23 protein-coding genes and 2 pseudogenes are annotated in these 23,072 nt (G+C 67.7%); 23 read left to right on the top strand and 2 right to left on the bottom strand.

Translation table 11 applies throughout. The features are described 5' to 3' along the window. A pseudogene (locus EGJ34_RS13045) lies at positions 1-951 on the bottom strand (S9 family peptidase); the annotation flags it as partial. 263 nt (positions 952-1,214) lie between these two features. On the opposite strand from EGJ34_RS13045, the gene EGJ34_RS13040 reads away from it, so the two are divergent. After that, the gene (locus EGJ34_RS13040; RefSeq protein WP_125360903.1) at positions 1,215-2,612 is read left to right on the top strand and encodes a cytochrome ubiquinol oxidase subunit I; all 1,398 of its coding nucleotides are present in this window, start codon (positions 1,215-1,217) and stop codon (positions 2,610-2,612) included. Between the two features lies 1 nt (position 2,613). Then, positions 2,614-3,627: a cytochrome d ubiquinol oxidase subunit II gene (gene cydB, locus EGJ34_RS13035; RefSeq protein WP_125360902.1), complete on the top strand. Its 1,014-nt coding sequence runs from the start codon at positions 2,614-2,616 to the stop codon at positions 3,625-3,627. 90 nt (positions 3,628-3,717) lie between these two features. Here cydB and EGJ34_RS13030 read toward each other — a convergent pair whose 3' ends face one another. After that, positions 3,718-4,740 carry a pteridine-dependent deoxygenase gene (locus EGJ34_RS13030; protein WP_260476987.1) on the bottom strand — a complete coding sequence of 341 codons (1,023 nt, stop codon included), beginning with the start codon at positions 4,738-4,740 and terminating at the stop codon, positions 3,718-3,720. A gap of 180 nt (positions 4,741-4,920) precedes the next feature. Here EGJ34_RS13030 and EGJ34_RS13025 point away from each other — a divergent pair, with 180 nt between their 5' ends. From EGJ34_RS13025 to EGJ34_RS12925, 21 genes and pseudogenes are all read left to right on the top strand, one after another. After that, positions 4,921-5,661: a beta-ketoacyl synthase chain length factor gene (locus tag EGJ34_RS13025; protein WP_125360901.1), complete on the top strand. Its 741-nt coding sequence runs from the start codon at positions 4,921-4,923 to the stop codon at positions 5,659-5,661. Continuing rightward, on the top strand, positions 5,654-6,457 hold the full coding sequence (locus EGJ34_RS13020) for a lysophospholipid acyltransferase family protein (protein ID WP_125360900.1): 804 nt from the start codon (positions 5,654-5,656) through the stop codon (positions 6,455-6,457). The genes EGJ34_RS13025 and EGJ34_RS13020 overlap by 8 nt, the downstream gene beginning before the upstream one ends. Next, complete coding sequence (locus EGJ34_RS13015) at positions 6,444-6,704, top strand: phosphopantetheine-binding protein (protein ID WP_125360899.1); 261 nt, start codon at positions 6,444-6,446, stop codon at positions 6,702-6,704. Before EGJ34_RS13020 ends, EGJ34_RS13015 begins: the two co-directional genes overlap by 14 nt. Positions 6,705-6,723: 19 nt before the next feature. Then, positions 6,724-6,981 carry an acyl carrier protein gene (locus EGJ34_RS13010; RefSeq protein WP_125360898.1) on the top strand — a complete coding sequence of 86 codons (258 nt, stop codon included), beginning with the start codon at positions 6,724-6,726 and terminating at the stop codon, positions 6,979-6,981. 22 nt (positions 6,982-7,003) lie between these two features. After that, the gene (locus EGJ34_RS13005) at positions 7,004-7,555 is read left to right on the top strand and encodes a hypothetical protein (protein ID WP_125360897.1); all 552 of its coding nucleotides are present in this window, start codon (positions 7,004-7,006) and stop codon (positions 7,553-7,555) included. Next, on the top strand, positions 7,548-9,236 hold the full coding sequence (locus EGJ34_RS13000) for an AMP-binding protein (RefSeq protein ID WP_125360896.1): 1,689 nt from the start codon (positions 7,548-7,550) through the stop codon (positions 9,234-9,236). Before EGJ34_RS13005 ends, EGJ34_RS13000 begins: the two co-directional genes overlap by 8 nt. Continuing rightward, positions 9,229-9,990 (top strand): glycosyltransferase family 2 protein, encoded by a 762-nt coding sequence (locus tag EGJ34_RS12995; protein ID WP_125360895.1) that lies wholly within the window; start codon positions 9,229-9,231, stop codon positions 9,988-9,990. The genes EGJ34_RS13000 and EGJ34_RS12995 overlap by 8 nt, the downstream gene beginning before the upstream one ends. Next, complete coding sequence (locus tag EGJ34_RS12990) at positions 9,987-10,934, top strand: acyltransferase (protein WP_125360894.1); 948 nt, start codon at positions 9,987-9,989, stop codon at positions 10,932-10,934. The genes EGJ34_RS12995 and EGJ34_RS12990 overlap by 4 nt, the downstream gene beginning before the upstream one ends. Then, positions 10,924-12,504, top strand: coding sequence for an aromatic amino acid ammonia-lyase (locus EGJ34_RS12985; RefSeq protein WP_125360893.1), 1,581 nt, complete (start codon positions 10,924-10,926; stop codon positions 12,502-12,504). Before EGJ34_RS12990 ends, EGJ34_RS12985 begins: the two co-directional genes overlap by 11 nt. Beyond that, the gene (locus EGJ34_RS12980; RefSeq protein WP_125360892.1) at positions 12,491-12,913 is read left to right on the top strand and encodes an acyl-CoA thioesterase; all 423 of its coding nucleotides are present in this window, start codon (positions 12,491-12,493) and stop codon (positions 12,911-12,913) included. Before EGJ34_RS12985 ends, EGJ34_RS12980 begins: the two co-directional genes overlap by 14 nt. Then, positions 12,910-13,530, top strand: a complete 621-nt coding sequence (locus tag EGJ34_RS12975; protein ID WP_125360891.1) for an outer membrane lipoprotein carrier protein LolA — start codon at positions 12,910-12,912, stop codon at positions 13,528-13,530. The genes EGJ34_RS12980 and EGJ34_RS12975 overlap by 4 nt, the downstream gene beginning before the upstream one ends. After that, complete coding sequence (locus tag EGJ34_RS12970; protein WP_125360890.1) at positions 13,523-15,886, top strand: MMPL family transporter; 2,364 nt, start codon at positions 13,523-13,525, stop codon at positions 15,884-15,886. Before EGJ34_RS12975 ends, EGJ34_RS12970 begins: the two co-directional genes overlap by 8 nt. Positions 15,887-15,928: 42 nt before the next feature. Then, complete coding sequence (locus tag EGJ34_RS12965) at positions 15,929-17,203, top strand: NAD(P)/FAD-dependent oxidoreductase (protein WP_125360889.1); 1,275 nt, start codon at positions 15,929-15,931, stop codon at positions 17,201-17,203. Continuing rightward, positions 17,191-17,742, top strand: coding sequence for a DUF3261 domain-containing protein (locus tag EGJ34_RS12960; RefSeq protein WP_125360888.1), 552 nt, complete (start codon positions 17,191-17,193; stop codon positions 17,740-17,742). The genes EGJ34_RS12965 and EGJ34_RS12960 overlap by 13 nt, the downstream gene beginning before the upstream one ends. Then, entirely contained in the window at positions 17,739-18,923 is a 1,185-nt protein-coding gene (locus EGJ34_RS12955) for a beta-ketoacyl-[acyl-carrier-protein] synthase family protein (RefSeq protein WP_125360887.1), read from the top strand. Before EGJ34_RS12960 ends, EGJ34_RS12955 begins: the two co-directional genes overlap by 4 nt. Positions 18,924-18,925: 2 nt before the next feature. Beyond that, positions 18,926-19,381, top strand: a complete 456-nt coding sequence (locus EGJ34_RS12950) for a hotdog family protein (protein WP_125360886.1) — start codon at positions 18,926-18,928, stop codon at positions 19,379-19,381. After that, positions 19,378-20,109, top strand: coding sequence for a 3-oxoacyl-ACP reductase FabG (gene fabG, locus EGJ34_RS12945; protein WP_125360885.1), 732 nt, complete (start codon positions 19,378-19,380; stop codon positions 20,107-20,109). The genes EGJ34_RS12950 and fabG overlap by 4 nt, the downstream gene beginning before the upstream one ends. After that, positions 20,109-21,350 carry a beta-ketoacyl-ACP synthase gene (locus tag EGJ34_RS12940; protein ID WP_125360884.1) on the top strand — a complete coding sequence of 414 codons (1,242 nt, stop codon included), beginning with the start codon at positions 20,109-20,111 and terminating at the stop codon, positions 21,348-21,350. Before fabG ends, EGJ34_RS12940 begins: the two co-directional genes overlap by 1 nt. A 32-nt stretch (positions 21,351-21,382) precedes the next feature. Next, complete coding sequence (locus EGJ34_RS12935) at positions 21,383-21,820, top strand: excinuclease ATPase subunit (protein WP_125360883.1); 438 nt, start codon at positions 21,383-21,385, stop codon at positions 21,818-21,820. 206 nt (positions 21,821-22,026) lie between these two features. Continuing rightward, positions 22,027-22,296: a YcgL domain-containing protein gene (locus EGJ34_RS12930; RefSeq protein ID WP_125360882.1), complete on the top strand. Its 270-nt coding sequence runs from the start codon at positions 22,027-22,029 to the stop codon at positions 22,294-22,296. Then, positions 22,289-23,072, top strand: a pseudogene (locus EGJ34_RS12925) (hypothetical protein); the annotation flags it as partial. The gene EGJ34_RS12930 and the pseudogene EGJ34_RS12925, both read left to right, overlap by 8 nt.

Here is a 23,072-nt window from a genome sequence, read left to right as displayed (position 1 = left end):
CTTGCGCAGCGCGGCCAGCGGGTCGGTGCCGATCCCCGGCAGTCCGTCCAGCGACAGCGGCTTGACCGTGCCGGCCACCGTGTCGACCAGCCACAGGCTGTTCGGCTCGGGGTCATTGCGACCGACGCGGGTACGGGTGTCCTCGAACTCCTCGTAACCCGACTCGGTCACGTACTTGGGCATCTTGCCGCCGCGGCCTTCATCGAAGCTCTTCGGCTTGGTCACCACCACCAGGCTGCGCAGGTCCGGCGACAGCGCGCTGTCGACGATCTCCACGTCCGCGCCCAGGTACACCGGGCCCGGCGCGCGGGTGCTGTCGGCCTTGCGCCAGCTGGCTTCCTGCGCCTTCAGCGCGTCGCGCTGGGCGCGGTCGTTGCGCAACGTGGCCAGGGTGCGCAGCTGCTGTTCACGCAGCACGTCGGCCTTGGGGGCATCGTCGGGGTTCTTTTCGGCCTTCAGGCTGGCCACCTGCTGCACGCCTGCAGCGGCAGTCCAGTGGAACCAGTTCTGGCCGGTGCGCCAGATCACGCCGCCGTCGCGGGCGAAGCCCACGTTGCTGGACTTCTCGGTGCTGCGGGTCAGCTGGGTCAGCGCGCCGCTGCGCAGGTCGCGCAGGAACACGTCGCCGTTGCGCACAAAGGCACTGCGCTGGCGGCTGCTGTCATACACCGGGGCATCCACGTCCAGGGTGCCGCGCTGGTCGTCGGCCACCTGCGCCGCCGCGCCGCCGCTGACCGGCTGGCGGAAGGTGTCACGTACCGGGCTGCCACTGCGCTTGAGGGTGTATTCCACCTGCTGGCTGTTCCACGACCACCATGCGCTGTCGACCGGCGGACCGATCCAGTCCGGGTCGGCCATGGCCTGTTCAATGGTGATCGGCGTCGGTGCCGCGTGGGCCGTTCCGCCAAGGGCGGCGAGCAGCAGCAGGGACAAGGGCAGCGTTCTGGGCATTGCGGGCAGCACCGTGAAGGGAAAAAACCCGCCAAGGGTAGCAGCCGCAAGGGCTGCGGGCGGGGGGCAAAGGTCATGGCCACGGCGGGTATCGACCCACGGTCGATACCTACCCATTGCGGCGAACCCGGTAGGTATCGACCGTTGGTCGATACTTCCCCCTGCGACAGAGTGAAGCAGCGCGTCACCAGGTCGCATGTCCTCTTCACGGAACTCCACCCAAACTGGTCTGGTTTTCTCAGAACCCCCGTCGGAGGCGTCCCGTGGACGCGTTGTTGTTGTCGCGGATCCAGTTCGGATTTGTCATCAGTTTCCATGTGCTGTTCCCCGCCTTCACCATCGGCACCGCCAGCTGGCTGGCTTTCGTCGAAGGTCAGTGGCTGCGCACCGGCAAGCCGGTCTGGCGCGAGCTGTACTTCTTCTGGCAGAAGATCTTCGCGGTCTCGTTCGGCATGGGCGTGGTCAGCGGCATCGTCATGGCCTTCCAGTTCGGTACCAACTGGCCGCGGCTGAGCGAGGTGGCCGGCAGCGTGATCGGTCCGCTGCTCACCTATGAAGTGCTCACCGCGTTCTTCCTGGAAGCCAGCTTTCTGGGCGTGATGATGTTCGGCTGGGGCAAGGTCTCGCCAAAACTGCACTTCTTCTCCACCTGCATGGTGGCGCTGGGTACGTTGGTGTCCACGTTCTGGATCCTGTCCTCCAACAGCTGGCTGCAGACCCCATCCGGCTTCGAGCTTGTTGACGGCATCGTGCACCCGCGTGACTGGTGGCAGGTGGTGTTCAACCCCTCGTTCCCGTACCGGCTGGCGCACATGGCGCTGGGCTCGTTCATCACCACCTGTTTCGTGATCGGCGGCATCGGCGCGTGGTACCTGCGCCGCGGCACCCATGTCGAGGCCGGCCGGACCATGCTGCTGGCCGCGGTGGCATTCGCCGCACTGACCGTGCCGGTGCAGATCTTCGTCGGCGACATGCATGGCCTGAACACGCTCAAGCACCAGCCGATGAAGATCGCCGCGGTGGAAGCGCACTGGCACGCCGAAGGGGAGGGCGAGGGCGTGCCACTGGTCGTGTTCGCCGTGCCCAACCAGAAGGAAGAGCGCAACGATTTCGAGATCGCCATTCCGCGCCTGGGCAGCCTGATCCTGACCCACTCGCTGGACGGCACGTTTGATCCGCTGACCTCGGTCCCGGCCAGCGACCGACCGCCGGTGCTGCCGGTGTTCTTCGCCTTCCGGATCATGGTCGGGCTGGGCACCCTGATGCTGCTGCTGGCCTGGGTGTCGGCCTTCCAGTGGTGGCGGGGCAGGCTGCTGACCTCGCCTTGGCTGCTGCGCGGCTGGAACTGGATGCTGCCCAGCGGATTCATCGCGCTGGTGTCGGGCTGGTTCGTCACCGAAATGGGTCGCCAGCCGTGGGTGGTGTACGGCGTGCTGCGCACCGCCGACGCGGTCGGCCCGCAGAGCGCGTGGATGACCGCGCTGTCACTGGGCATCTACGTCGTTGGCTACGCGTTCGTGTTTGGCTGGGGCATCTGGTACCTGGTCAAGATCATCCGCACCGGGCCCAAGCCCCACGACCACCAGCCGCCCATCGAGGACGGCAGCCATACCCCGGCGCGTCCGCTGTCCGGGACCGACGAGCCGCTGGAGGGCCGCTGACATGGACATGACAACCTGGCTGCCGGTGGCGTGGTTCGCGGTGATCGGCTTCGGCGTGCTGATGTACGTCGTGCTGGACGGCTTCGTACTCGGCATCGGCATCCTCGCGCCGATGTCCGAGAGCGAGGAACAGCTTGACGTGATGATGAACACCGCCGCGCCGATCTGGGACGGCAACGAGACCTGGCTGGTGCTGGGCGGGGCCGGACTGATGGCGGCGTTCCCGAAGGCGTACGCGGCGTTGCTGTCGGCGCTGTACCTGCCGGTGCTGCTGCTGGTGGTGGCGCTGGTGTTCCGCGGCGTGGCGTTTGAATTCCGCTTCAAGGCGCACCGCTCGCGACGGCTGTGGAGCGTGGCATTCGGGCTGGGGTCGGTGCTGGCTGCATTTGCCCAGGGGGTGATCCTGGGCGCGCTGGTGCAGGGCCTGGACCTGGTCGATGGCCGTTATGTGGGTGGGGCATTCGGCTGGTTCAGCCCGTTCTCGATGCTGACCGGGGTGGCGGTGGTGTTTGGTTACGCGCTGCTGGGCAGCACCTGGCTCATTCTGAAGACCGAAGGCCGCGAACAGGCGGTGGCGCGCACCCTGACCCGCCCGCTGGTGGTGGCCGTGATCGCCTTCATGGGGCTGGTCAGCACCTGGCTGCCGTTCCTGCAGTCACGGGTGATGGAGCGCTGGTTCGCCGATGGCAACTTCTGGTGGCTGTCGCCGGTGCCGCTGCTGACCCTGGCGGTTGCCGTGGCGCTGTGGCGCAGCGCGCTCCATCCCCGCCGTGACCTGCCGCCCTTCCTGCTGAGCCTGGCGTTGTTCGTGCTGGGCTTCATCGGCCTGGTCCTGGGCATGTGGCCTTACCTGCTGCCGCCCAGCATGACCCTGTGGCAGGCCGCCGCCCCGGCGTCGTCGATGGGCTTCAGCCTGGTCGGGCTGGTGGTGCTGCTGCCGGTGATCCTGGGCTATACGGCGTGGTCGTACCGGGTGTTTCGAGGCAAGGTGACTGCGGGCACTGGATATCATTGATGCGGCTGCATGACGACCAACGGTCGTCATCTACCGTCGCGCGATGTCATCGGGAACCGGTAGGTGACGACCGTTGGTCGTCACGGCGCATCAGCCGTGCATGCCCTCGATCTCAACCAGCAGTTCCGCCCGGCAGACCTCGGCGTGCAGCACCACATGCGCGGGTGACCCCGGCAGCTGCGCCATCCGCGCGGCCACCGCCGCCAGGTTGGCTGCGTCGCGCACGTAGACCTTGAGCACTGATTCCGGTCCCAGCTTCGCCGGCAGGTCCGGCCGCTGCTGTCGGGCGGTATCCACCAGGCTCTGCAGGTTGGTCAGCGTTTCCTCCAGCTGTTCCTGCCAGGACCCGGCATGCTGCGAGACATGCCCGACAATCGCCGCGGTTCCCGACTGCAGCAGCGGCAGGCCGGTGGCGACCGGCGGCAGCAGCGCCCGCGAGAAGCTCGGCGACTGCGGGCCATACTGGCGCGGGTAGCGGAAGGCGCTGACCTGGCGGGGGTTCTCCAGCGGGGTCCCGGCCTCGCGCGCGCTCAGCCAGTACACCTGCAGGCGGCGCACGCCGTCGAACCGGCCGATGCAGGTGGCCGCCGGCAGCGCGGTTTCGTCCAGCGACTGCAGCCCGCGTACCCGGCCCACGCAGAAGCGCCGGTAGCGCTCGGCATCACCCTCGCCCTCGGTCACTGCGTCCAGATAGTTCCAGGTCCGCAGCAGGTGCGGGAAGCCGCACTTTGTAAGGAATGTGCTCAATGTGGCGTAGGCATCTGCCGCGGCTGCTTCAATATCGGAACTGGGTTCCTCTATTTCGATCGCACCAAACAGCACACTGCCGTCATGCGACCAGCGCACCGTGCCATCCACCCCCGTTCGCACCGGGGCCGCCCCCTGCCAGATCTCGATCTGTGCAGGGCCGTGCTCGTCCAGCGGGACCTGCAGCCAGCGCGGATCATCGCAGGGTGAGGGTGCGGTGCCGAAGCCGAATACCGCCAGGGTCCGCGGATCGGCCAGGGCCGCGTCGCGTTCAGCGGCAAGGGCGTAGCGGGCACGGAACAACGCGGGGCCGGGCGTGGAAATCAGGGCCGGTGCGGCCGGTGCGCGGTGGATCGTGCTGCTCATTAGAAATTGTGAAAGCTGCCAGTGCCGAAGGTGTCATGATAGCGTGCGCTCCTTTGGCGGCGTGCGTTGCGCGCCGGACGATGTCGGATGACAGGTGCGGATCGGCTGGAATGGGGGAGCCGACCCGTATCGCCCGTGTGGCTCGTGCCCTCCAGGTGCCCATCACGAGTGTTGCTGTGAATGATTGAGTTTTCTGTTGTGGATTGGTCGGCCTGGGCACCGGGCCTGACCACAAAATCGGACTGGCAGCAGTGGGCGCACGCGCCGTTCCTGCCGACCGGTGACGACACTCCGGCGTTGCCGGAGGTGCCGCCGATGCAGCGTCGCCGCATCGAACGGTTGGGGCGCATGGCCATCCAGGCCGCATGCTGGTGCGAGCAGCCCGACGATGGCGGCCAGGTGCCGCTTGTCTTTGCCTCGCGCCACGGCGACGTGGCCCGTTCAATGGAGCTGCTCGATACCCTGCGCCAGGACGCGGCGATGTCGCCTACCGCCTTCGGCCTTTCGGTACACAACGCGGTCGCGGCGCTGTATTCGATTGCCAGGGGCCAGCGCGGCAATTACCTGGCGTTGGCCGGTGGCCGCGCCACGGTCGAAGCCGCCTGCGTGGAAGCGTTCGGCCTGCTGGCCGACGGGGCCGAGGAAGTCCGGGTGGTGGCCTACGAATCGCCGCTGCCGTCGGTCTATGCCGGCTTCGCCGACGAACCGGACCCCTTCTTTGCGTGGTGCTGGCGCCTGGCCCGGGCCGATCGTCCGGGTACCCGGCTGTCGTTGGGGTGGGGCGGTACCGGGACGGCACCTGATTCCCCGGCCGGTCCGCTGCCGCACAGCCTGGCGCTGATGCGCTTCCTGCTGGCCGGCGACCCGGCGCTGGTTTTCCAGGCCGACGACCAGCAGTGGATCTGGCAGCGCCATGGCTGAGCGGCTGGCCGCCCGCCTCAACCACGCCTGGCGCGTGGTCGGCACCGGGATCAGCTTTGCCGCCTTCGGGATCGGCGGGCTGTTGCTGGGCGGCCTGCTGTTTCCGATGCTGTTCCTGATCCGCCGCGTGCAGCGCCGGCGCGCGCTGGCGCGAAGGCTGGTGCAGTTCAGCTTTGCCAGTCACGTCAACCTGATGCGCTGGTTGGGACTGATGACCTATGAGATTCATGGACGTGAACGGCTTCAGCGTGACGGCCTGCTGATCCTGGCCAACCATCCCACCCTGATCGACGTCGTGCTACTGATCTCGCAGCTGCCCAATGCCGACTGCGTGGTCAAACACGCGGTCGCGCGCAACCCGTTCATGCGCGGACCGGTCCGGGCGGCCGGCTATGTAGCCAACAGCGACGGGGCCGGGCTGGTCGACGACTGCATCGCGGCGGTGCGCCGGGGGGGCAATCTGGTCATCTTCCCGGAGGGCACCCGGACCGTTCCAGGCCAACCGCTGAAGCTGCAGCGGGGCGCGGCCAACATCGCCGTCCGGGGTGGCCTGAACATCACGCCGGTGCGCATCACCTGCACCCCGCCTACCCTGACCAAGGGCCAGAAATGGTATCGTGTGCCATCACGGCGTTTTCACGTTCAGCTGGAAGTCGGGGAAGATATTCCGATCGCTCCCTTCCTGTCCGAGGCCGGCGATTCGCCCAGGGGGGATGCCTTGGCGGCCCGGCGCGTGACCGATCACCTTGCCCATTACTTTGACTTCGCTGGAGAACCAAGCCGTGCAGGCACTTGAGCACGAGATCAAGGAATTGATCATTTCATCGCTTTCATTGGAAGACATCGCTCCAGAAGACATCGATGCCCAGGCTCCGCTGTTCGTGGAAGGGCTGGGGCTGGACTCCATCGATGCGCTTGAACTGGGCCTTGCGCTGCAGAAGAAGTACGGCGTGAGCCTGTCTGCGGATTCGGAAGAAACCCGTCGTCATTTTTCCAGCGTGCGTGCGTTGAGCGAATTTGTCGCAGCGCGCCAGCTGTCGTAACGGTGCGTCAGGATTTGCCATGACCAAGAACGAACTTTTCGACCGTATCGTCAAGATCCTCAAGGACAGCTTTGAGATCGAGCCGGTGCGCATCACTCCGGAAGCCCGCCTGTACGACGACCTGGACATCGACAGCATCGATGCCGTGGACCTGATCGTGCAGCTCAAGCCGCTGCTCGGCCGCAACCTGCAGCCGGAAGCGTTCAAGTCGGTGCGTACCGTGCAGGACATCGTCGATGTGGTGCACGGGCTGATGCCCGGACAAGCGGCCGCCTGACGGCAGCGGCTGAGGTCCGGCCATGGTTCGGCTGCGCGTTGCGGCGTTTGCAGTATTGTCGCTGGCGTATCCGCTGGTGGTGTACTTCGCGCTGGGCCGCTTCGAGCCGCGCTGGATGGCGCTGCTGCTGTTCGCGCTGGCCGCACTTCGCGCACTGACCACCCGCCAGCCGGTGTGGTGGGTCGCCGCCGCCGGAGCCGGCCTGCTGGCGCTGCTGGCCACTGCCTTCAACCAGGCGTTACCGCTGAAGCTGTACCCGGCGCTGGTCAACGCAGTGATGCTGGTGATCTTCGCCACCAGCCTGCGTTTCCCCCCCACCGCCGTTGAACGGCTGGCACGGCTCACCGAGCCGGAACTGCCGCCGTTTGCCGTGGTCTATACCCGCCGCGTCACCCAGGTGTGGTGCGGTTTTTTTGTCTTGAACGGGGCACTGGCCCTGATGACCGCGCTCTGGGCCTCCAACCAGGTCTGGGCGCTCTACAACGGATTGTTGGCGTACGTAATGATGGGCGTTCTGTTTGGCGGTGAGTGGCTGGTAAGGCGGCGGGTAAAGGCGGCGCACGCGCATGGCTGAGTGGATCGCGCTGTCGCAGCTCGCGCTGCAGCCCCGTCCGGACCGGAAGGTCGGCATCGCGGCCGACGGTACCCCGGTGTCCCACCCGCAGTTCCGCCAGCAGGTGCTGGGCTGGCAGCAGGCGTTCGCCCGCGCCCCTGGCCAGGACTGGGCGCTGTACTTCGACGACACCCTGACCTTTGCCACGGCCCTGCTGGGGGCGTGGCATGCCGGCAAGCGCGTGTTCCTGGGCGGCGACAACCTGCCGGCCACGCTGGACGCGCTGCGCCCGCAGGTGCAGGGCTTTGCCGGCGACCTGCCGGCCAGCGAAGCGCCCCTGCAGGCCGATGCCGTCGTCGCCGCCGACCGCGTGCTGCAGCCACTCGACGAGGCGCAGCTGGAACTGGTGGTGTTCACTTCCGGCAGTACCGGTGCACCCAGTGCGATCGGCAAACGGCTGCGCCAGCTTACTGCGGAGGTCGATGCCCTGCAGGCGGCCTTCGGGGCGCAGCTGGAAGGCGCGCAGGTGCATGGCACCGTGTCGCACCAGCACATCTATGGCCTGCTGTTCCGGGTGCTGTGGCCGTTGGCTGCGGGCCGTGTGATCCAGCCGCGCCGGTTCTTCCACGAAGACCTGGTGACCGCGCTGGCCCAGCACGACGCCGTGCTGGTGGCCACGCCGGCCCACCTCAAGCGCCTGCCAGAACAGCTTGACTGGCCGTCGCTGGGCGGCCGCCTGCGCGCGGTGTTTTCCTCGGGCGGCCCGCTGCCCGGCGAGGCAGCGCTGCAGGCGCGCACGCTGCTCGGCGTGGCCCCGACCGAAGTCTTCGGCAGCAGCGAAACCGGCGGCATTGCCTGGCGCCAGTGGAGTGCCGAACAACCGCAGTGGCACCCGTTGCCCGGCGTGGAATGGACCATCCAGGAAGGCGCGCTGGCAGTACGCTCGCCGCACTTGGCCGATGCCGACTGGTGGCAGACCCAGGACCGCGTGCAGGCCGACGCCAACAACAGCTTCCGCCTGCTCGGGCGCGCCGATCGCATCGTCAAGATCGAGGAACGCCGGGTCTCGCTGGACGCACTGGAACAGCAGCTACGCGCTCATCCCGACGTGCACGACGTGCGTGTGCTGGTGCTGCCCGGTGTGCGCGAGCAGCTGGCCGCCGTGGTGGTGCCGCATCCGTCCGGTGCCGCGCAGTGGACCGACGCGCAGCGCCGTCAGCAGGCGCAGCGGCTCAGCGCGCATCTGGCCAGCAGCCACGATGCGGTGACCCGTCCGCGGCGCTGGCGCTTTATCGACGAGCTGCCTTACAACGCGCAGGGCAAGACCACTGCGGCCGCCCTGGCCGCGCTGTTCCGCCCGCTGATGCCGGTCGCGCAATGGCAGCAGCGTGAGCCGCTCGCCGCGCATCTGCTGCTGCCGCTGGAACCCGACCTGATCGCGTTCGACGGCCACTTCCCGCAGGCGAAAATTCTTCCCGGCGTGGTCCAGCTGGACTGGGCCATCCATTTCGGCCGTGAAGTGTTCGCCATGCCGCCGCGATTCGCGCGCATGGACGCACTGAAGTTCCAGCATGTGGCCCGTCCTGGTGATGTCCTGCAGCTCACCCTGGGCTGGGATGCCGAGAAGTCGATGATGAGCTTCCGGTATGTCTCCGACCATGGCGTGCATGCCAGCGGTCGGGTGGTGTTCGCGGATGCGTGAAGTCGCGTTCTCGCCGGTGGTGGTGATCCCCGTCTACGACCACGAACACGCCATCGGCGCGGTGGTGCAGGGCGTGCTGGCTGCGGGCCTGCCCTGCCTGCTGGTCGATGACGGCTCGCACGACGCCTGCGCGCAGGCGCTGCGCGCGCTGGCCGTGGAGCACGCCGGCCAGGTCACGCTGCACCGGCTGGAGATCAACCAGGGCAAGGGCGGAGCGATGCTGGCAGGCTTCGCGCAGGCGTCGCAGCGGGGCTACTCGCACGTGCTGCAGATCGATGCCGACGGCCAGCACACCACCGGCGACATTCCTGCCTTCGTGGCCCTGGCCCGGGCTCATCCGGACGCGGTCATCTGTGGTATCCCCGCCTATGACGCCAGCGTACCCAAGGCGCGCCTGTACGGCCGTTATGCCACCCACATCTGGGTCTGGATCAACACACTGTCGCTGCAGATCCGCGATTCCATGTGCGGATTCCGGGTCTACCCGCTGGCTCCGGTGAACCGGCTGGCAGCAGAAGAAACCATCGGTCGGCGCATGGATTTCGATACCGAGATCCTGGTGCGGCTGTTCTGGCGGGGCGTGCAGGTGATCAGCCAGCCGACCCGGGTCACCTATCCCAGCGATGGCGTGTCGCACTTCGATGTGTGGCGCGACAACGTACGCATCAGCTGCATGCATACCCGTCTGTTCTTCGGCATGCTGCCGCGCGCGCCGCGCCTGCTGTGGCGGCGTATTGCAGGACGCCGGTCATGAGCGCGCCCGCTGACCGCGCCGCGCCGCACTGGGCCGAGCTGGGCGAGACCACGTCGGCGGCAGGGGTGCTGTTCCTGTGCGGCGTGCATCGCTGGTTCGGGCGCTGGCCGTTCCGGTTGTGCGTCTATCCGGTGGTGCTGTGTCATTGGCTGTCCAATGCGGTGGCACGGCACTCGTCACTGCAGTACCTGCAGCGCCTGCAGGCGCACGCCGGCGTGCTCAAACGCCCTCCTGGCCGCTGGCACAGCCTGAAGCACTTCGCGACCTTTGCCGACACCCTGCTGGACAAACTGCTGGGCCTGGGCGGCCGTTACCCGCCCGAGCGTATCCACCTGCAACGCGACCTCATGCTGGAAAAGATCGCGCGTCGCGAAGGCGGCCTGATCCTGACCGCACATATCGGCTGCCTGGAGCTGTGCCAGGTGCTGGCCGAACAGGTCCCCGGCTTCCATATCACCGTGCTGGTGCATACCGCACACGCGCAGCGCTTCAACCGGCTGATGCAGCGCCTGGATCCGCTGGCCCAGGTCGAGCTGATGCAGGTCACCGACATGGGCCCGGCGACCGCGGTCGAGCTGCAGCGCCGGGTCGATGCGGGCGGTTTCGTCGCCATCGTCGGTGACCGTGTGCCGCTGCGCGGCGGGCGCACCGTCCCGGCGTCGTTCCTCGGCCACACCGCGCAGTTCCCGATCGGGGCCTACGTGCTGGCCGCCGCACTGGCCTGCCCGGTGTACACCATGGCCTGCCTGCATGAAGGCGAAGGCTACCGGGTGCGTTTTGAACACTTCAGTGACCGCATCGTGCTGCCGCGTGGCTCGCGCGACGCGGCACTGACCGCACAGGCCGAACAGTTCGCCGCATGGCTGGAAACCCAGGTCATCCAGGCTCCCTTTGATTGGTTCAACTTCTTCCCCTTCTGGGATCAGGCATCGCATGGAAAGTAACGCCCAGCTCGACTCTTCCCGCCGCACCGCGGCCCGCCCGACCCTGCGTTTCGGGGATGCGCCGCTGTGCATCGAAGACGTGGTGGCGCTGTCGCGCCGCCAGGCCGACGCGATGGTCAGCGACAGCCCCGAGTTCGTCGACCGCATCCAGCGCGGCGCGGACTTCCTTGACCGACTGCTGCGCGAAGACGGCGTCATCTACGGTGTCACCACCGGCTACGGCGACTCGTGCACGGTCAACATTCCGCCGGCGCTGGTCGCCGAGCTGCCGCACCATCTGTTCACCTACCACGGCTGCGGCCTGGGCCGTTTCCTGGACGAAACCGAAACCCGTGCCGTGGTGGCCGCGCGACTGGCCTCGCTGGTGCGTGGCATGTCGGGCGTGAGCCATCCGCTGCTGCAGGGACTGGCCACGCTGCTGCGCCATGACGTGCTGCCGCTGATCCCCGCGGAAGGCTCGGTGGGGGCCAGCGGCGACCTCACCCCGCTTTCCTACGTGGCCGCCGTGCTGTGTGGCGAGCGCGAGGTGATGTACCAGGGCGCGCGCCGTCCGGCGGCCGAGGTGCTGGCGGAAATCGGCATGACCCCGCTGCGACTGCGTCCCAAGGAAGGTCTGGCGATCATGAACGGCACCGCGGTGATGACCGCGCTGGCCTGCCTGGCCTATGACCGCGCCGACTACCTGACCCGGCTGGCCACCCGCCTGACCGCGTTCAACGTGCTGGCCAGCGACGGCAACGCGCATCACTTCGATGAAATGCTGTTCGCGGCCAAGCCGCACCCGGGTCAGATGCAGATCGCCGCGCGCCTGCGCCAGGACCTGCACAGCGACCGTCCGCCGCGCAACGAACAGCGCCTGCAGGACCGCTACTCGCTGCGCTGCGCGCCGCACGTCATCGGCGTGGTGCAGGACGCGCTGCCGTTCCTGCGCCAGCTGATTGAAACCGAACTCAACAGCGCCAACGACAACCCGCTGATCGATGCCGACGGCGAACGCATCCTGCATGGGGGTCACTTCTACGGCGGACACATTGCCTTTGCCATGGATGCGCTGAAGAACACCATCGCCAACCTGGCCGACCTGCTCGACCGCCAGCTGGCGCTGGTGGTGGACGCCCGTTACAACCACGGCCTGCCGGCCAACCTGTCCGGCAGCACCGGCGAGCGCGCGCCGATCAACCATGGCCTGAAGGCCCTGCAGATCAGCGTGTCGGCCTGGACCGCCGAAGCGCTCAAGCAGACCATGCCGGCCTCGGTGTTCTCGCGTTCCACCGAATGCCACAACCAGGACAAGGTCAGCATGGGCACCATCGCCGCACGCGACTGCCTGCGGGTGATCGAGCTGACCGAGCAGGTCGTGGCCGGCATGCTGATCGCCGCGCGCCAGGGTATCGCCCTGCGCGAGCGCGTCGGCATGAACGCCACCCTGCATGGCGACCTGGAAGCGATGTTCCAGGATCTTGCCGCACGTATCGCGCTGGTCGAGGAAGACCGCGCGTTGGATGGAGAACTGCGCGCGCTGCTGGAGGACATCCGCGGCCAGCGCTGGAGCCTGTATGAACCTGCCTGAGCTGAGCTTTGAAGTAGCGCTGTCGCCTACTTTCCACGACTGCGATCCGATGCACGTCGTGTGGCACGGCAACTACTTCAAATACTTCGAGGTCGCGCGTTGCGCCCTGCTGCAGCGCTACGACTACGACTACCCGCAGATGCGCGAATCCGGCTACCTGTGGCCGGTGGTGGACGCGCGGGTGAAGTACGTCCGGCCGCTGCTGTACGGCCAGCAGCTGGTGGTGCGCGCCACCATCACCGAATGGGAAAACCGGCTCAAGATCGTCTACGAGATCCGCGACGCCGGCAGCGGCCAGGTGCTGACCCGCGCCCACACCATCCAGGTCGCGGTCGACGCGGCCACCAATGAAATGCTGTACCTGTGCCCGTCCGTGCTGTGGGACCGTCTGGGAGTGGAAGTGCAATGAACCGTCTGCTGCGCACGCTCGGCGTGCTGATTCTGCTGTGCATGCTCGCGCCTGTGGCGGTCGCGGCCGATGTCGATCTGGTCAAGCAGCGCGTGGCCAAGGTGGGCGTACTGCGCGGCGAGTTCACCCAGGAAAAGCAGGTCACCGGCTTCAAGAACCCGCTGCGTTCGCAGGGTCGGTTCGTGCTGGCCCAGGACCACGGCGTGATCTGGTCCACGCTCAAGCCGTTCCCGTCGGAGGTGGTGGTCACCCGCGACCGCATTCTGAGCCGCCAGAGCGACGGCAGCACCCGCGTCGAGCTGGATGCGAAGCAGCAGCCGGCGATGCGCTCGGTCAACGCGATCATGTTCGCGCTGATGAGTGGCGACGCACAGGCGCTGTCGGCCCAGTTCACGGTCAAGGTCGAGGCATTGCCCGACAACGGCTGGAAGATGCAGCTCAGCCCGCGCTCGGCCATGCTGGGCAAGGTGTTCACCGGCCTGAAGCTCAGGGGCGACCGTTACGTGCGCGAGGTCGAGATCACCGAAGCCAACCAGGATGTCACCCGCATCCATTTCGCCGGCATGTCCGAAACCCCGGCGGCATTGAGTGCGGAAGAGGGCGGCAAGTTTGAATGAGTCGTTGAAGGACGCCTTCCACGAAGGCGGACGCCTGCAGCGCCTGTGGCGCTGGCTGGCCGTCGCCTGGCTGCTGGTGCTGGTCGGGCTGGGCGTGCAGCAGTGGCAGCTTTGGCAGAGCGAAGCGCGGATCGATACCGACATTCTCGCGCTGCTGCCGCAGGACGCGCACGATCGCCTGCTCTCCGATGTCACCCGGCGCATTGCCGACGTCAACGCACGCCAGATCGTGGTGCTGCTTGGCAGCGCGGACGCGGCGCAGACCAAGGCCGCCGAGGCCGCGTTCCGCGGCACCATCACGCCGGATGCGCCGGGCGGCGACACGTTGTTGAAGGAAGCCGGCACCATCGAAGGCTGGTTCGACCAGGCCCGTGCCTTCTACGCGCCCTACCGCGACCGCCTGCTCACCACCGAACAGCGCCAGCGCCTGCAGTCCGAACCGGCCGATGGCCTGGCCCAGAGCGCCCTGGCTGCACTGTACGGCCCGATGGGCGCGCCGCGGCTGACTGACTGGGGCCAGGACCCGATGTCGTTGTGGCCGCAGTGGTGGCAGGAACGCGCACAAGGGGCCGGCCTGCAGATGGGGGACGACGGCCTGCTCGAAGCCGATGGCAAGCACTGGGCCATCCTGCAGTTCGAAACCACCGGCTCGGCCTTCCAGCTCGACGGTGAACGCCATATCGACCTGCTGCTGGACCAGGCCGCCGCTGCGGCCACCCGCAAGGCTCCCGGCCTGGAAGTGCTGCGCGCCGGCGTGCCGCTGCATGCCGAAGCGGCCGCCGTGCAGGCCAACTGGGAAATCAACACCATCGGCTGGGGTTCGCTGGCGGCGGTGCTGCTGCTGGTGTGGTTGGCGTTCCGCTCGCTGCGCCCGATCCTGCTGGTGGGTGCCTCGCTGCTGATCGGCTGTGGCGTGGCGCTGGCGGTCACCGTGCTGGTGTTTGGCAAGGTGCACGTGCTCACCCTGGTGTTCGGTGCGTCGCTGGTCGGCGTGGCCGAGGACTACGGCATCCACTGGTTCGCTTCGCGCCAGGCAGAACCGGCCGACCGTCGCTGGAAGCTGCTGCGGCACCTGCTGCCGGGCCTGTGGCTGGCGCTGCTGACCAGCGCGCTGGCGTATCTGGCGCTGGGCCTGGCCCCGTTCCCGGGGCTGCGCCAGATGGCGCTGTTCTCGGTGGTCGGCCTGGCCGCCGCGTTCCTGACCGTGATTTTCTGGTTCCCGTGGCTGGACGGCGGCGAAATCCGCACCACCCGGTTCGCGCGTTGGCTGGGAGCCACGCTGGAACGCTGGCCACGCCTGCAGGGCCGCCGCCGCGTGGGCCTGTTCCTGGGCGTGGTGATGATCATCGCGGCGTTCGGCATGCTGCGCCTGCAGCCCAACGACGACCTGCGCAGCCTGCAGTCCTCGCCGATGGACCTGATCACCCAGCAGATCCGCATCAGCCAGATGCTCGGACTGCCCAGCCCGGCGCAGTTCTACCTGGTGCAGGGCGAAAACGCCGAACAGGTGCTGCAGCGCGAAGAAGCGCTGGTGGACCGCCTGCGCGTGCTCGCCGCCGACAGACAGATCGGCGGCTATCGCGCGATCAGTGAATGGCTGCCCTCCGTGCAGCGCCAGCACGCCGATGCAACCCTCACCGGCGCGATCGAGCCGCGGGTGCTGGCGCAGGTCGGCGAAGCCGTAGGCGAAACCCTGCAGCGTCCGAACTTTGCCGCGCAGGACCTGCAGGCAAAGGTGTTCCTGGACTCGCCGGTGGCGATGCCGTTCCGCCATCTGTGGCTGGGCAAGGTCGGGCAGGGCGTGGCATCGGTGGTGATGGTCGACGACCTCTCGCGCGCCGACGCGCTGACCCTGCTGGAAGCGCAGACCGAGGGCATCGACGGCGTGCGCTGGGTCGACCGCACGGCGGACTTCTCCAAGCTGCTCAAGCACTACCGCAAGCTGATGAGCATGCTGCTGCTGGTCGGCATCGTGCTGGTGTTCGCGGTGCTGTACTGGCGCTACCGTGCGCAGGCGTGGCGGGTGTTCGCCCCGACCTTGCTGGCGGGCGCGCTGACTTTGGGCCTGCTCGGCCTGTTCGGGCAGCCGCTGCAGCTGTTCAACGTGCTGGCGCTGATGCTGCTGCTGGGCATGGGCATCGATTACGGCATCTTCCTGATTGAACACCGCGGCGACGCCAGCGCTTGGCTGGCGGTATGTGTGGGTGCCGCCAGCACCTGGCTGTCGTTCGGCCTGCTTGGCCTGTCGGCCACGCCGGCGCTGCGCGCCTTCGGGCTCACGCTGTTGTTCGGTATCGGCCTGGTCTGGTTGATCTCGCCACTGTTCCGCCCGCCTCCGCATGACGCTCCACACTGAGCACACACGGTTTCCCCCACTCTCAAGATCAAGGATGCATCGATGAACGCTGCTGTGAATGACACGCCTGTTGAGTCCACCGATGCGGTGGAACGTACCGAAATCCTGATCATCGGGGCGGGTCCGGCGGGCTCGGTCGCCGCCGCGATGCTGCGCAAGCAGGGCCGTCAGGTACTGATGCTCGAACGCCAGCAGTTCCCGCGCTTCTCCATTGGTGAAAGCCTGCTGCCGCAGAGCATGGAATACATCGAACAGGCCGGGCTGCTGCAGGACGTGGTGCAGGCCGGTTTCCAGTACAAGAACGGCGCGGCCTTCGTGCGCGGTGAACGCACCACTGAATTCGACTTCCGCGAGAAGTTCTCGCCGGGCTGGGGCACCACCTACCAGGTGCAGCGCGCTGATTTCGACAACGTGCTCGCGCGCGGTGCCGAACGCATGGGCACCACCCTGCGCTTCGGCGATGAGGTGCTGTCGGTACAGCCCGGTCGGCCGGCACGCGTGCAGGTACGTCGTCCGGATGGCAGCGAGTACACCATCGAGGCCGGCTTCATCCTGGACGCCAGCGGCTTCGCACGCCTGCTGCCGCGCCTGCTCAAGCTGGAATCACCGTCCAACTTCCCGGTGCGCGGCGCGATCTTCTGCCACGTGCGCGACCACATTCCGGCCGACGCCGGCTTTGACCGCAACAAGATCCTGATCACCACCCATCCCGAGCACGTGGACGTGTGGTACTGGACCATCCCGTTCTCCAATGGGTGCTGCTCGCTGGGCGTGGTCGCCGAACCCAGCTTCTTTGAGAAGTACTCCGGCACCGAGCTGGAGAAGCTGCAGGCCATCGTCGGCGAAGACCCCAACCTGACCCGCCTGCTGAAGAACGCGGAGTGGGCGGTGCTGCCCGTGCGCACCATCACCGGTTACTCGGCCAACGTCAGCTCGCTGTGGGGGGAGGGCTATGCGCTGCTCGGCAACGCCGGCGAGTTCCTCGACCCGGTGTTCTCCTCGGGCGTCACCATCGCCTTCAAGTCGGCGCAGCTGGCCAGCGACTGCCTGGCCCGCGAACATGCCGGCGAAACGGTCGACTGGGAAGCCCAGTTCGCGGTGCCGCTGCGCGCCGGGGTGAAGACCTTCCGTCGTTTCGTGGAAGCCTGGTACGAAGGCGGCTTCCAGAAGATCATCTACCACCCCGAACAGCAGCCCGACGTGCGTCGCATGATCTCCTCGATCCTCGCCGGCTACGCCTGGGACACCAAGAATCCGTATGTGGCCGATGACAGTGGCCGCCGCCTGCGTGTGCTGGAGGAACTGTGCACCGGCTGATCCTGGTCCTGCTGCTGTGCGTGGGGCTGGCCGCCTGTGCCAGTACCCGCATGCCTGCGCCCAAGGTGCAGCTGCCGACGCTGCAGCTGGCCCCGTCGGCGCTGCCCGCCCCGTTGCAGCTGCAGCAGCGCCTGCAGTTCCGCTTTGGCAGTCATGAGCGCACGCTCGATGCGCTGCTTGAAGCCGACCAGGACGAAGTGCGGCTGGCGGTACAGGCCATGGGCCAGACCGGCGTGCGCATGGTCTGGGACGGCAGGCAGCTGCAGCAGACCCGTGCGCCGTGGCTGCCGCCTCAGGTGCGCGGCGAGCGCGTGCTGGATGACCTTCAGTTCGCGCTGTGGCCGGCCGATGCCATCCGGGCGGTGTTGCCGGCCGGATGGACGCTGGACGACCGCGACGGCATCCGCCGCCTGCAGCAGGACGGCCAGACCTGGCTGGAGCGCGACACCCTGCCGGATGGCCGGGTACGCCTGCGCAACCTGGCCGAAGGCTATGAACTGGTGATTGAATCGTTGGATATGGGGCAGGCAGCATTGTGAGCAGCGCGGTATTCCTGAATGAACTCGGCGTGGTCAGTGCGCTCGGCTCCGGCCATGCGCAGACCCGCGCCGGCCTGTTCGCCGACCAGCCTGGCGGCCTGCACGACAACGACACCCTGATCGCCGGGCGCACCCTGGCGCTGGGCGAAGTGCGCAGCGCGCTGCCGGATCTGTCCGCGTTGCCGGTGGAACTGCGCGGGCGCAACAACGCCCTGCTGGCCGCTGCACTGGAACAGATCCGCGCGGCGGTCGACGCGGCCGTGGCCCGGTTCGGAGCCGAGCGTGTGGCGGTGATCGTCGGCACCAGTACCTCGGGCATCGGCGAGTCGGAAAACGCCCTGCGCATGCAGGCCGAGGAAGGGCGCTGGCCCGACGATTTCCACTATGCGCAACAGGAAATGGGCACCAGCGCCCGTTTCATCCGCGAGCAGATCGGCAGCCGGGGTCCGGCCTGGACCATCTCCACGGCCTGCTCTTCCAGCGCCAAGGCGCTGATGTCGGCCGCGCGCCTGCTCCGCGCCGGGGTGGTGGATGCGGTCGTGGCCGGTGGGGCTGATTCGCTGTGCCGCTTCACCGTCGCCGGCTTCAGTGCGCTGGAATCGGTCTCGGCAGCCCGCTGCAACCCGTTCTCGCGCCACCGCAACGGCATCAACATCGGTGAAGGCGCAGCGCTGTTCCTGATGACCCGCGAACCCGGCCCGGTGCGGTTGTCCGGCTGGGGCGAGTCGTCCGATGCGCACCACATGTCCGCGCCCGATCCGCAGGCGAAAGGGGCCATCGACGCCATGCAGCAGGCGCTGCAGCGCGCCGGCCTGACCCCGGACCAGATCGACTACGTGAACCTGCACGGGACCGCCACCGGCCACAACGACGCCATGGAAAGCCTGGCGGTGGCCACCGTGCTGGGCGGCCAGGTTCCGGCCAGCTCGACCAAGCCGCTGACCGGCCACACCCTGGGGGCCTCGGGCGCGATCGAGGCCGCGCTGTGCTGGCTGACCCTGGCTGAAAACCCGGAACAGCGCCTGCCGGCCCACTTCTGGGACGGCCAGGTTGACGAGGCGCTGCCGCCGCTGGCCCTGGTCAGCCCCGGCGCGCGTGCGCCGAGTCCGCTGCAGCACGTGCTCAGCCATTCGTTCGCCTTCGGCGGCAGCAATGCCGTGCTGGCGCTGGCGCGGAGCTGAGCATGTGGTTGCCTGATGACATCGACAGCGTGCTGCCGCACAAGGACAGCATGCGCCTGATCGACCGGGTGGTCGCCTGGGGCCCGGAATCCATCGCGGTGGAAGTGGAGGTCCCGGCCAGTGGGCTGTTCTCCAGCGCCGACGGCGTGCCGGCGTGGGTCGGGGTGGAGTACATGGCCCAGGCCATTGCCGCCTGGGCAGGGTGCCGTGCCCGCCAGGAGGGGCGCGACCCCTCGATCGGATTCCTGCTGGGCAGCCGCCGCTACACTGCCCACGTGCCGGCCTTTGCCCCCGGTCGTTGCCTGCGGGTAGAGGCACACTGCGAGCTGATGGGCGAAAATGGACTCGGAATGTTCGCCTGTCGGATTCTGGCCGGCGATGAAGTATTGGCTGCAGCCAACGTATCGGTGTACGAACCGCTGGATGCGATGGCCTATCTGGAGAGTGGAGAGGTATGACAGGGAATTTGACCGTGCTGGTCACCGGCGCCAGCCGGGGTATCGGCCGTGCCGTGGCGCTGCGCATCGCGCGCGACGGCTTTGACGTGGTGGTGCATTGCCGCAGCCGCATCGAGGAAGCGCAGGCCGTGGCCTCCGAGATCCAGGCACTGGGTCGCCAGGCCCGCGTGCTCGCCTTCGACGTGGCCGATCGCGACGCAGCGCGTACCGCGCTGGAGGCCGATATCGAGGCCCATGGTGCCTACTACGGCGTGGTCTGCAATGCCGGTATCGCCCGCGACGGTGCCTTCCCCGCGATGACCGCCGAAGACTGGGACGCCGTCGTGCATACCAATCTGGACAGCTTCTACAACGTGCTGCATCCGGTGGTGATGCCGATGGTGCGCCGGCGCAAGCCCGGCCGCATCGTCACCCTCTCGTCCGTGTCCGGCCTGGTCGGCAACCGCGGCCAGACCAACTACAGCGCCGCCAAGGCGGGCATCATCGGGGCCACCAAGGCGCTGGCGCTGGAACTGGCCAGCCGCGCCATCACCGTCAACTGCGTGGCTCCGGGCCTGATCGAGACCGACATGATCAACGAGGAAATCGTCGACCACGCACTCAAGCTGATTCCCGCCGGCCGCCTCGGCCAGCCCGAGGAAGTGGCGGCCACCGTGGCGTTTCTGCTGTCCGAGCCGGCCGGCTACATCACCCGCCAGGTCATTTCGGTCAACGGGGGCATGGTCTGATGAGCCGAACCGAACGTCGCGTGGTGGTCACCGGAGCCTCGGCGATCAGTCCGTTGGGGCATGACTGGCCCAGCATCCGTGCGCGCCTGCACGCCCGCGAAAACGCCGTCCAGTACATCCCGGGCTGGGAGGTCTACGACGGCCTGAACACCCGCCTGGCCGCGCCGGCCGCTGACTACGAGCTGCCGCCGCACTACAACCGCAAGACCACCCGCAGCATGGGCAAGGTCGCGGTGATGTCGGTGCGCGCCACCGAACTGGCGCTGGAAGCGGCCGGCCTGCTCGGTCACCCGATCCTGCGCAGCGGGCGCACCGGCGTTGCCTATGGCTCGTCCTCGGGCAGCCACGAGGCCACCGCCGAATTCGGCCGCATGCTCAACGAGAACACCACCGAAGGCATCAGCGCCACCACCTACCTGAAGATGATGAGCCACACCTCGCCGGTCAACATCGGCGTGTTCTTCGGGCTCACCGGACGCGTTTACACCACCTCCAGCGCCTGTACCTCGGGCAGCCAGGGCGTGGGCGCAGGCTATGAAGCCATCCGCAGTGGCAAGCAGACGGTCATGGTCAGCGGCGGTGCCGAACAGCTCGATGCGACCGCCGCGGCGGTGTTCGACACCCTGTTCGCCACCAGCGTGAAGAACGACGCGCCCAAGACCGCGCCCAGCCCCTTCGCCGCCGACCGCGACGGTCTGGTGCTGGGCGAGGGTGCCGGCACCCTGATCCTGGAAGACCTGGAACACGCGCTGGAGCGCGGCGCGCCGATCCTGGCCGAACTGGTCGGTTACGGCACCAACAGCGACGGCCAGCACGTCACCCAGCCGACCAGCGAGACCATGGCCCAGGCCATGCGCCTGGCACTGGAAGACGCCGGCCTGGAGCCGTCGCAGATCGGCTACGTGAATGCCCACGGCACCGCAACCGACCACGGCGACATCGCCGAGACCCAGGCCACCGCGCAGGTGTTCGGCCCCAACATGCCGATCAGTTCGCTCAAGAGCTACGTCGGCCACATGCTCGGGGCCTGCGGCGCATTCGAAGCCTGGGTCACCATCGAAATGATGCGCGAAGGCTGGTTCGCCCCGACCCTCAACCTGGACCAGGTCGACCCCCGCTGCGGCGAGCTGGACTACATCCGCGGCGAAGGCCGCGTGCTGCATCCCGAGTACGTGATGAGCAACAACTTCGCCTTCGGCGGCATCAACACCTCGTTGATCTTCCGCCGCTGGCCCAACTGAAGCCGTACCCCACAACAACAAGGAGAATGTTGATGCGTCGTTTTGCTTTGATTGCCAGTGCCGCCCTGCTCGCCTTTGCCAGCACCGCCCAGGCCCGTGACACCCCGGTTCACCAGTCGCTGCAGGAACTGCTGAATTCCCAGACCGCCAAGGACGCCGGCATCGACGGCAGCGTGCGCTTCTACCTGGCCGGCCAGAAGGTCAATGTGCTGCAGCGCATGGGTGAGGACGTGACCAACAAGAAGACCAACGCCGCCAACAAGAGCGACGAGGAAGCCTGCCGCTGGGTCGCGCTGTCGGCGCTGAAGGCGCTGCAGGACGGTGCCAAGTCGCGCGGTGCCAACGCCGTGGTCGACATCGTCAGCTACTACAAGAAGAACGAATTCAAGAGCACCACCGATTACGAATGCTACGCCGGTGCCATCCTCGCCGGTGTCGCCCTGAAGGGCACCTACGCGAAAGTGAAATAACGGCCACGCTGTTATTTCACGGGTAGCAGCCGACCGCTGGTCGGCTGACCTTTGCCGCGGCCGCACCTGAACACCGCCGCGACATTGATGAACCTGAATCTGACGCAGGGCGAAATTCCGGCACGCAAACGCGACGGCCGGCTTCCGCCCTTGCGTGCTTTACTCCACAATCATCGCAACACTTCCCAGGGCCACGCCCCGCGGGCATGCAAGCCTACGTCTATAAAAGCCAACGCAAGCAGGACACGTACGTCTACCTCGCCGTCCGCGATGACTTCAGCGCCGTCCCCGACGCCCTGAAGGCCACGCTGGGCCCGCTGTCATTCGTACTTGAAGTCGCCTTGACCCCCGAACGTCGTCTGGCCCTGGCCGACGCCGATGTCGTGCGCGCCAATCTGGCCGAGCGCGGCTTCCACCTGCAGATGCCGCCGCCCCCGGTGGCCCCGGTGCAGGTTCCGCGGCGGCGTGATGACTGAAGCGCTCTACCGTCGGGCCATTGCCGTGGCATTGCTGGCCGGCGGCGTGCTGGCACTGGGCACCGCCTTCGGCGGCGTGCCCGCCGCGCTGGCCGCTACCCTTGCGCAGCCTGCGTTCGCACTGGGCATTTCCTGGTGGCGGCGGAGTCGCACCCTGCCCAAGGCGGCCGTCCTGTGGAAGCAGGAAGTGCCCGCGCTGCTGGCGCTGTGGGGCGTCGGCGCGGTGGCCCTGGCGCTGCTGGTGGCCTGGCCGCTTGGCGCGCTGCACGACAGCGGCAGTCTCGCCGCCGTGCTTGGCTTGAGCGTGGCGGTAAGCGCCGCACTGCTCGGCGTCTGGCGGACCTGGCCGTTGTGGAACGAAATCGAACGCAGCGACGGCAGCCTGACCCGCCACTGGCGCAGTCTCGCCGGTCGCGACCTCAGCGCCTGGCGCGGCCTGCTGGTGGCCGGGCTGGTGGTCGTGGTGTGCGCGCTGATCGTGCTGCCGGCCTGGCCGGGCCTGGTCCCCGATGCCTGGCGCTGGCCGCTGGCCGCGCTGGTGCTGGTGGGCTCGCCTCTGGCGCATTTCGCGCTGCAGCGGGTGCCCCCGGCCGAAACCCTTCAGGCCACTGCCGCTCCGGTCCCGGCGCGTGATTTCTTCGACGCTGCCGCCGCCGCACAGGAAAGTGTCCCGCTTGAGCCGATGGCCCAGCACGAAACCGTGCCGGCCCTGTTCGAGGCCGCACGCAGCGGCCGCGTAGATCGCGCGCTGCAGCTGCTCGCCGCCGGGGCGGACC

Origin of the sequence: Stenotrophomonas sp. 278, from assembly GCF_003935715.1 — a bacterium.
GTDB lineage: Bacteria > Pseudomonadota > Gammaproteobacteria > Xanthomonadales > Xanthomonadaceae > Stenotrophomonas > Stenotrophomonas maltophilia_AH.
This window is presented reverse-complemented; position numbering and strand designations above follow the sequence as displayed.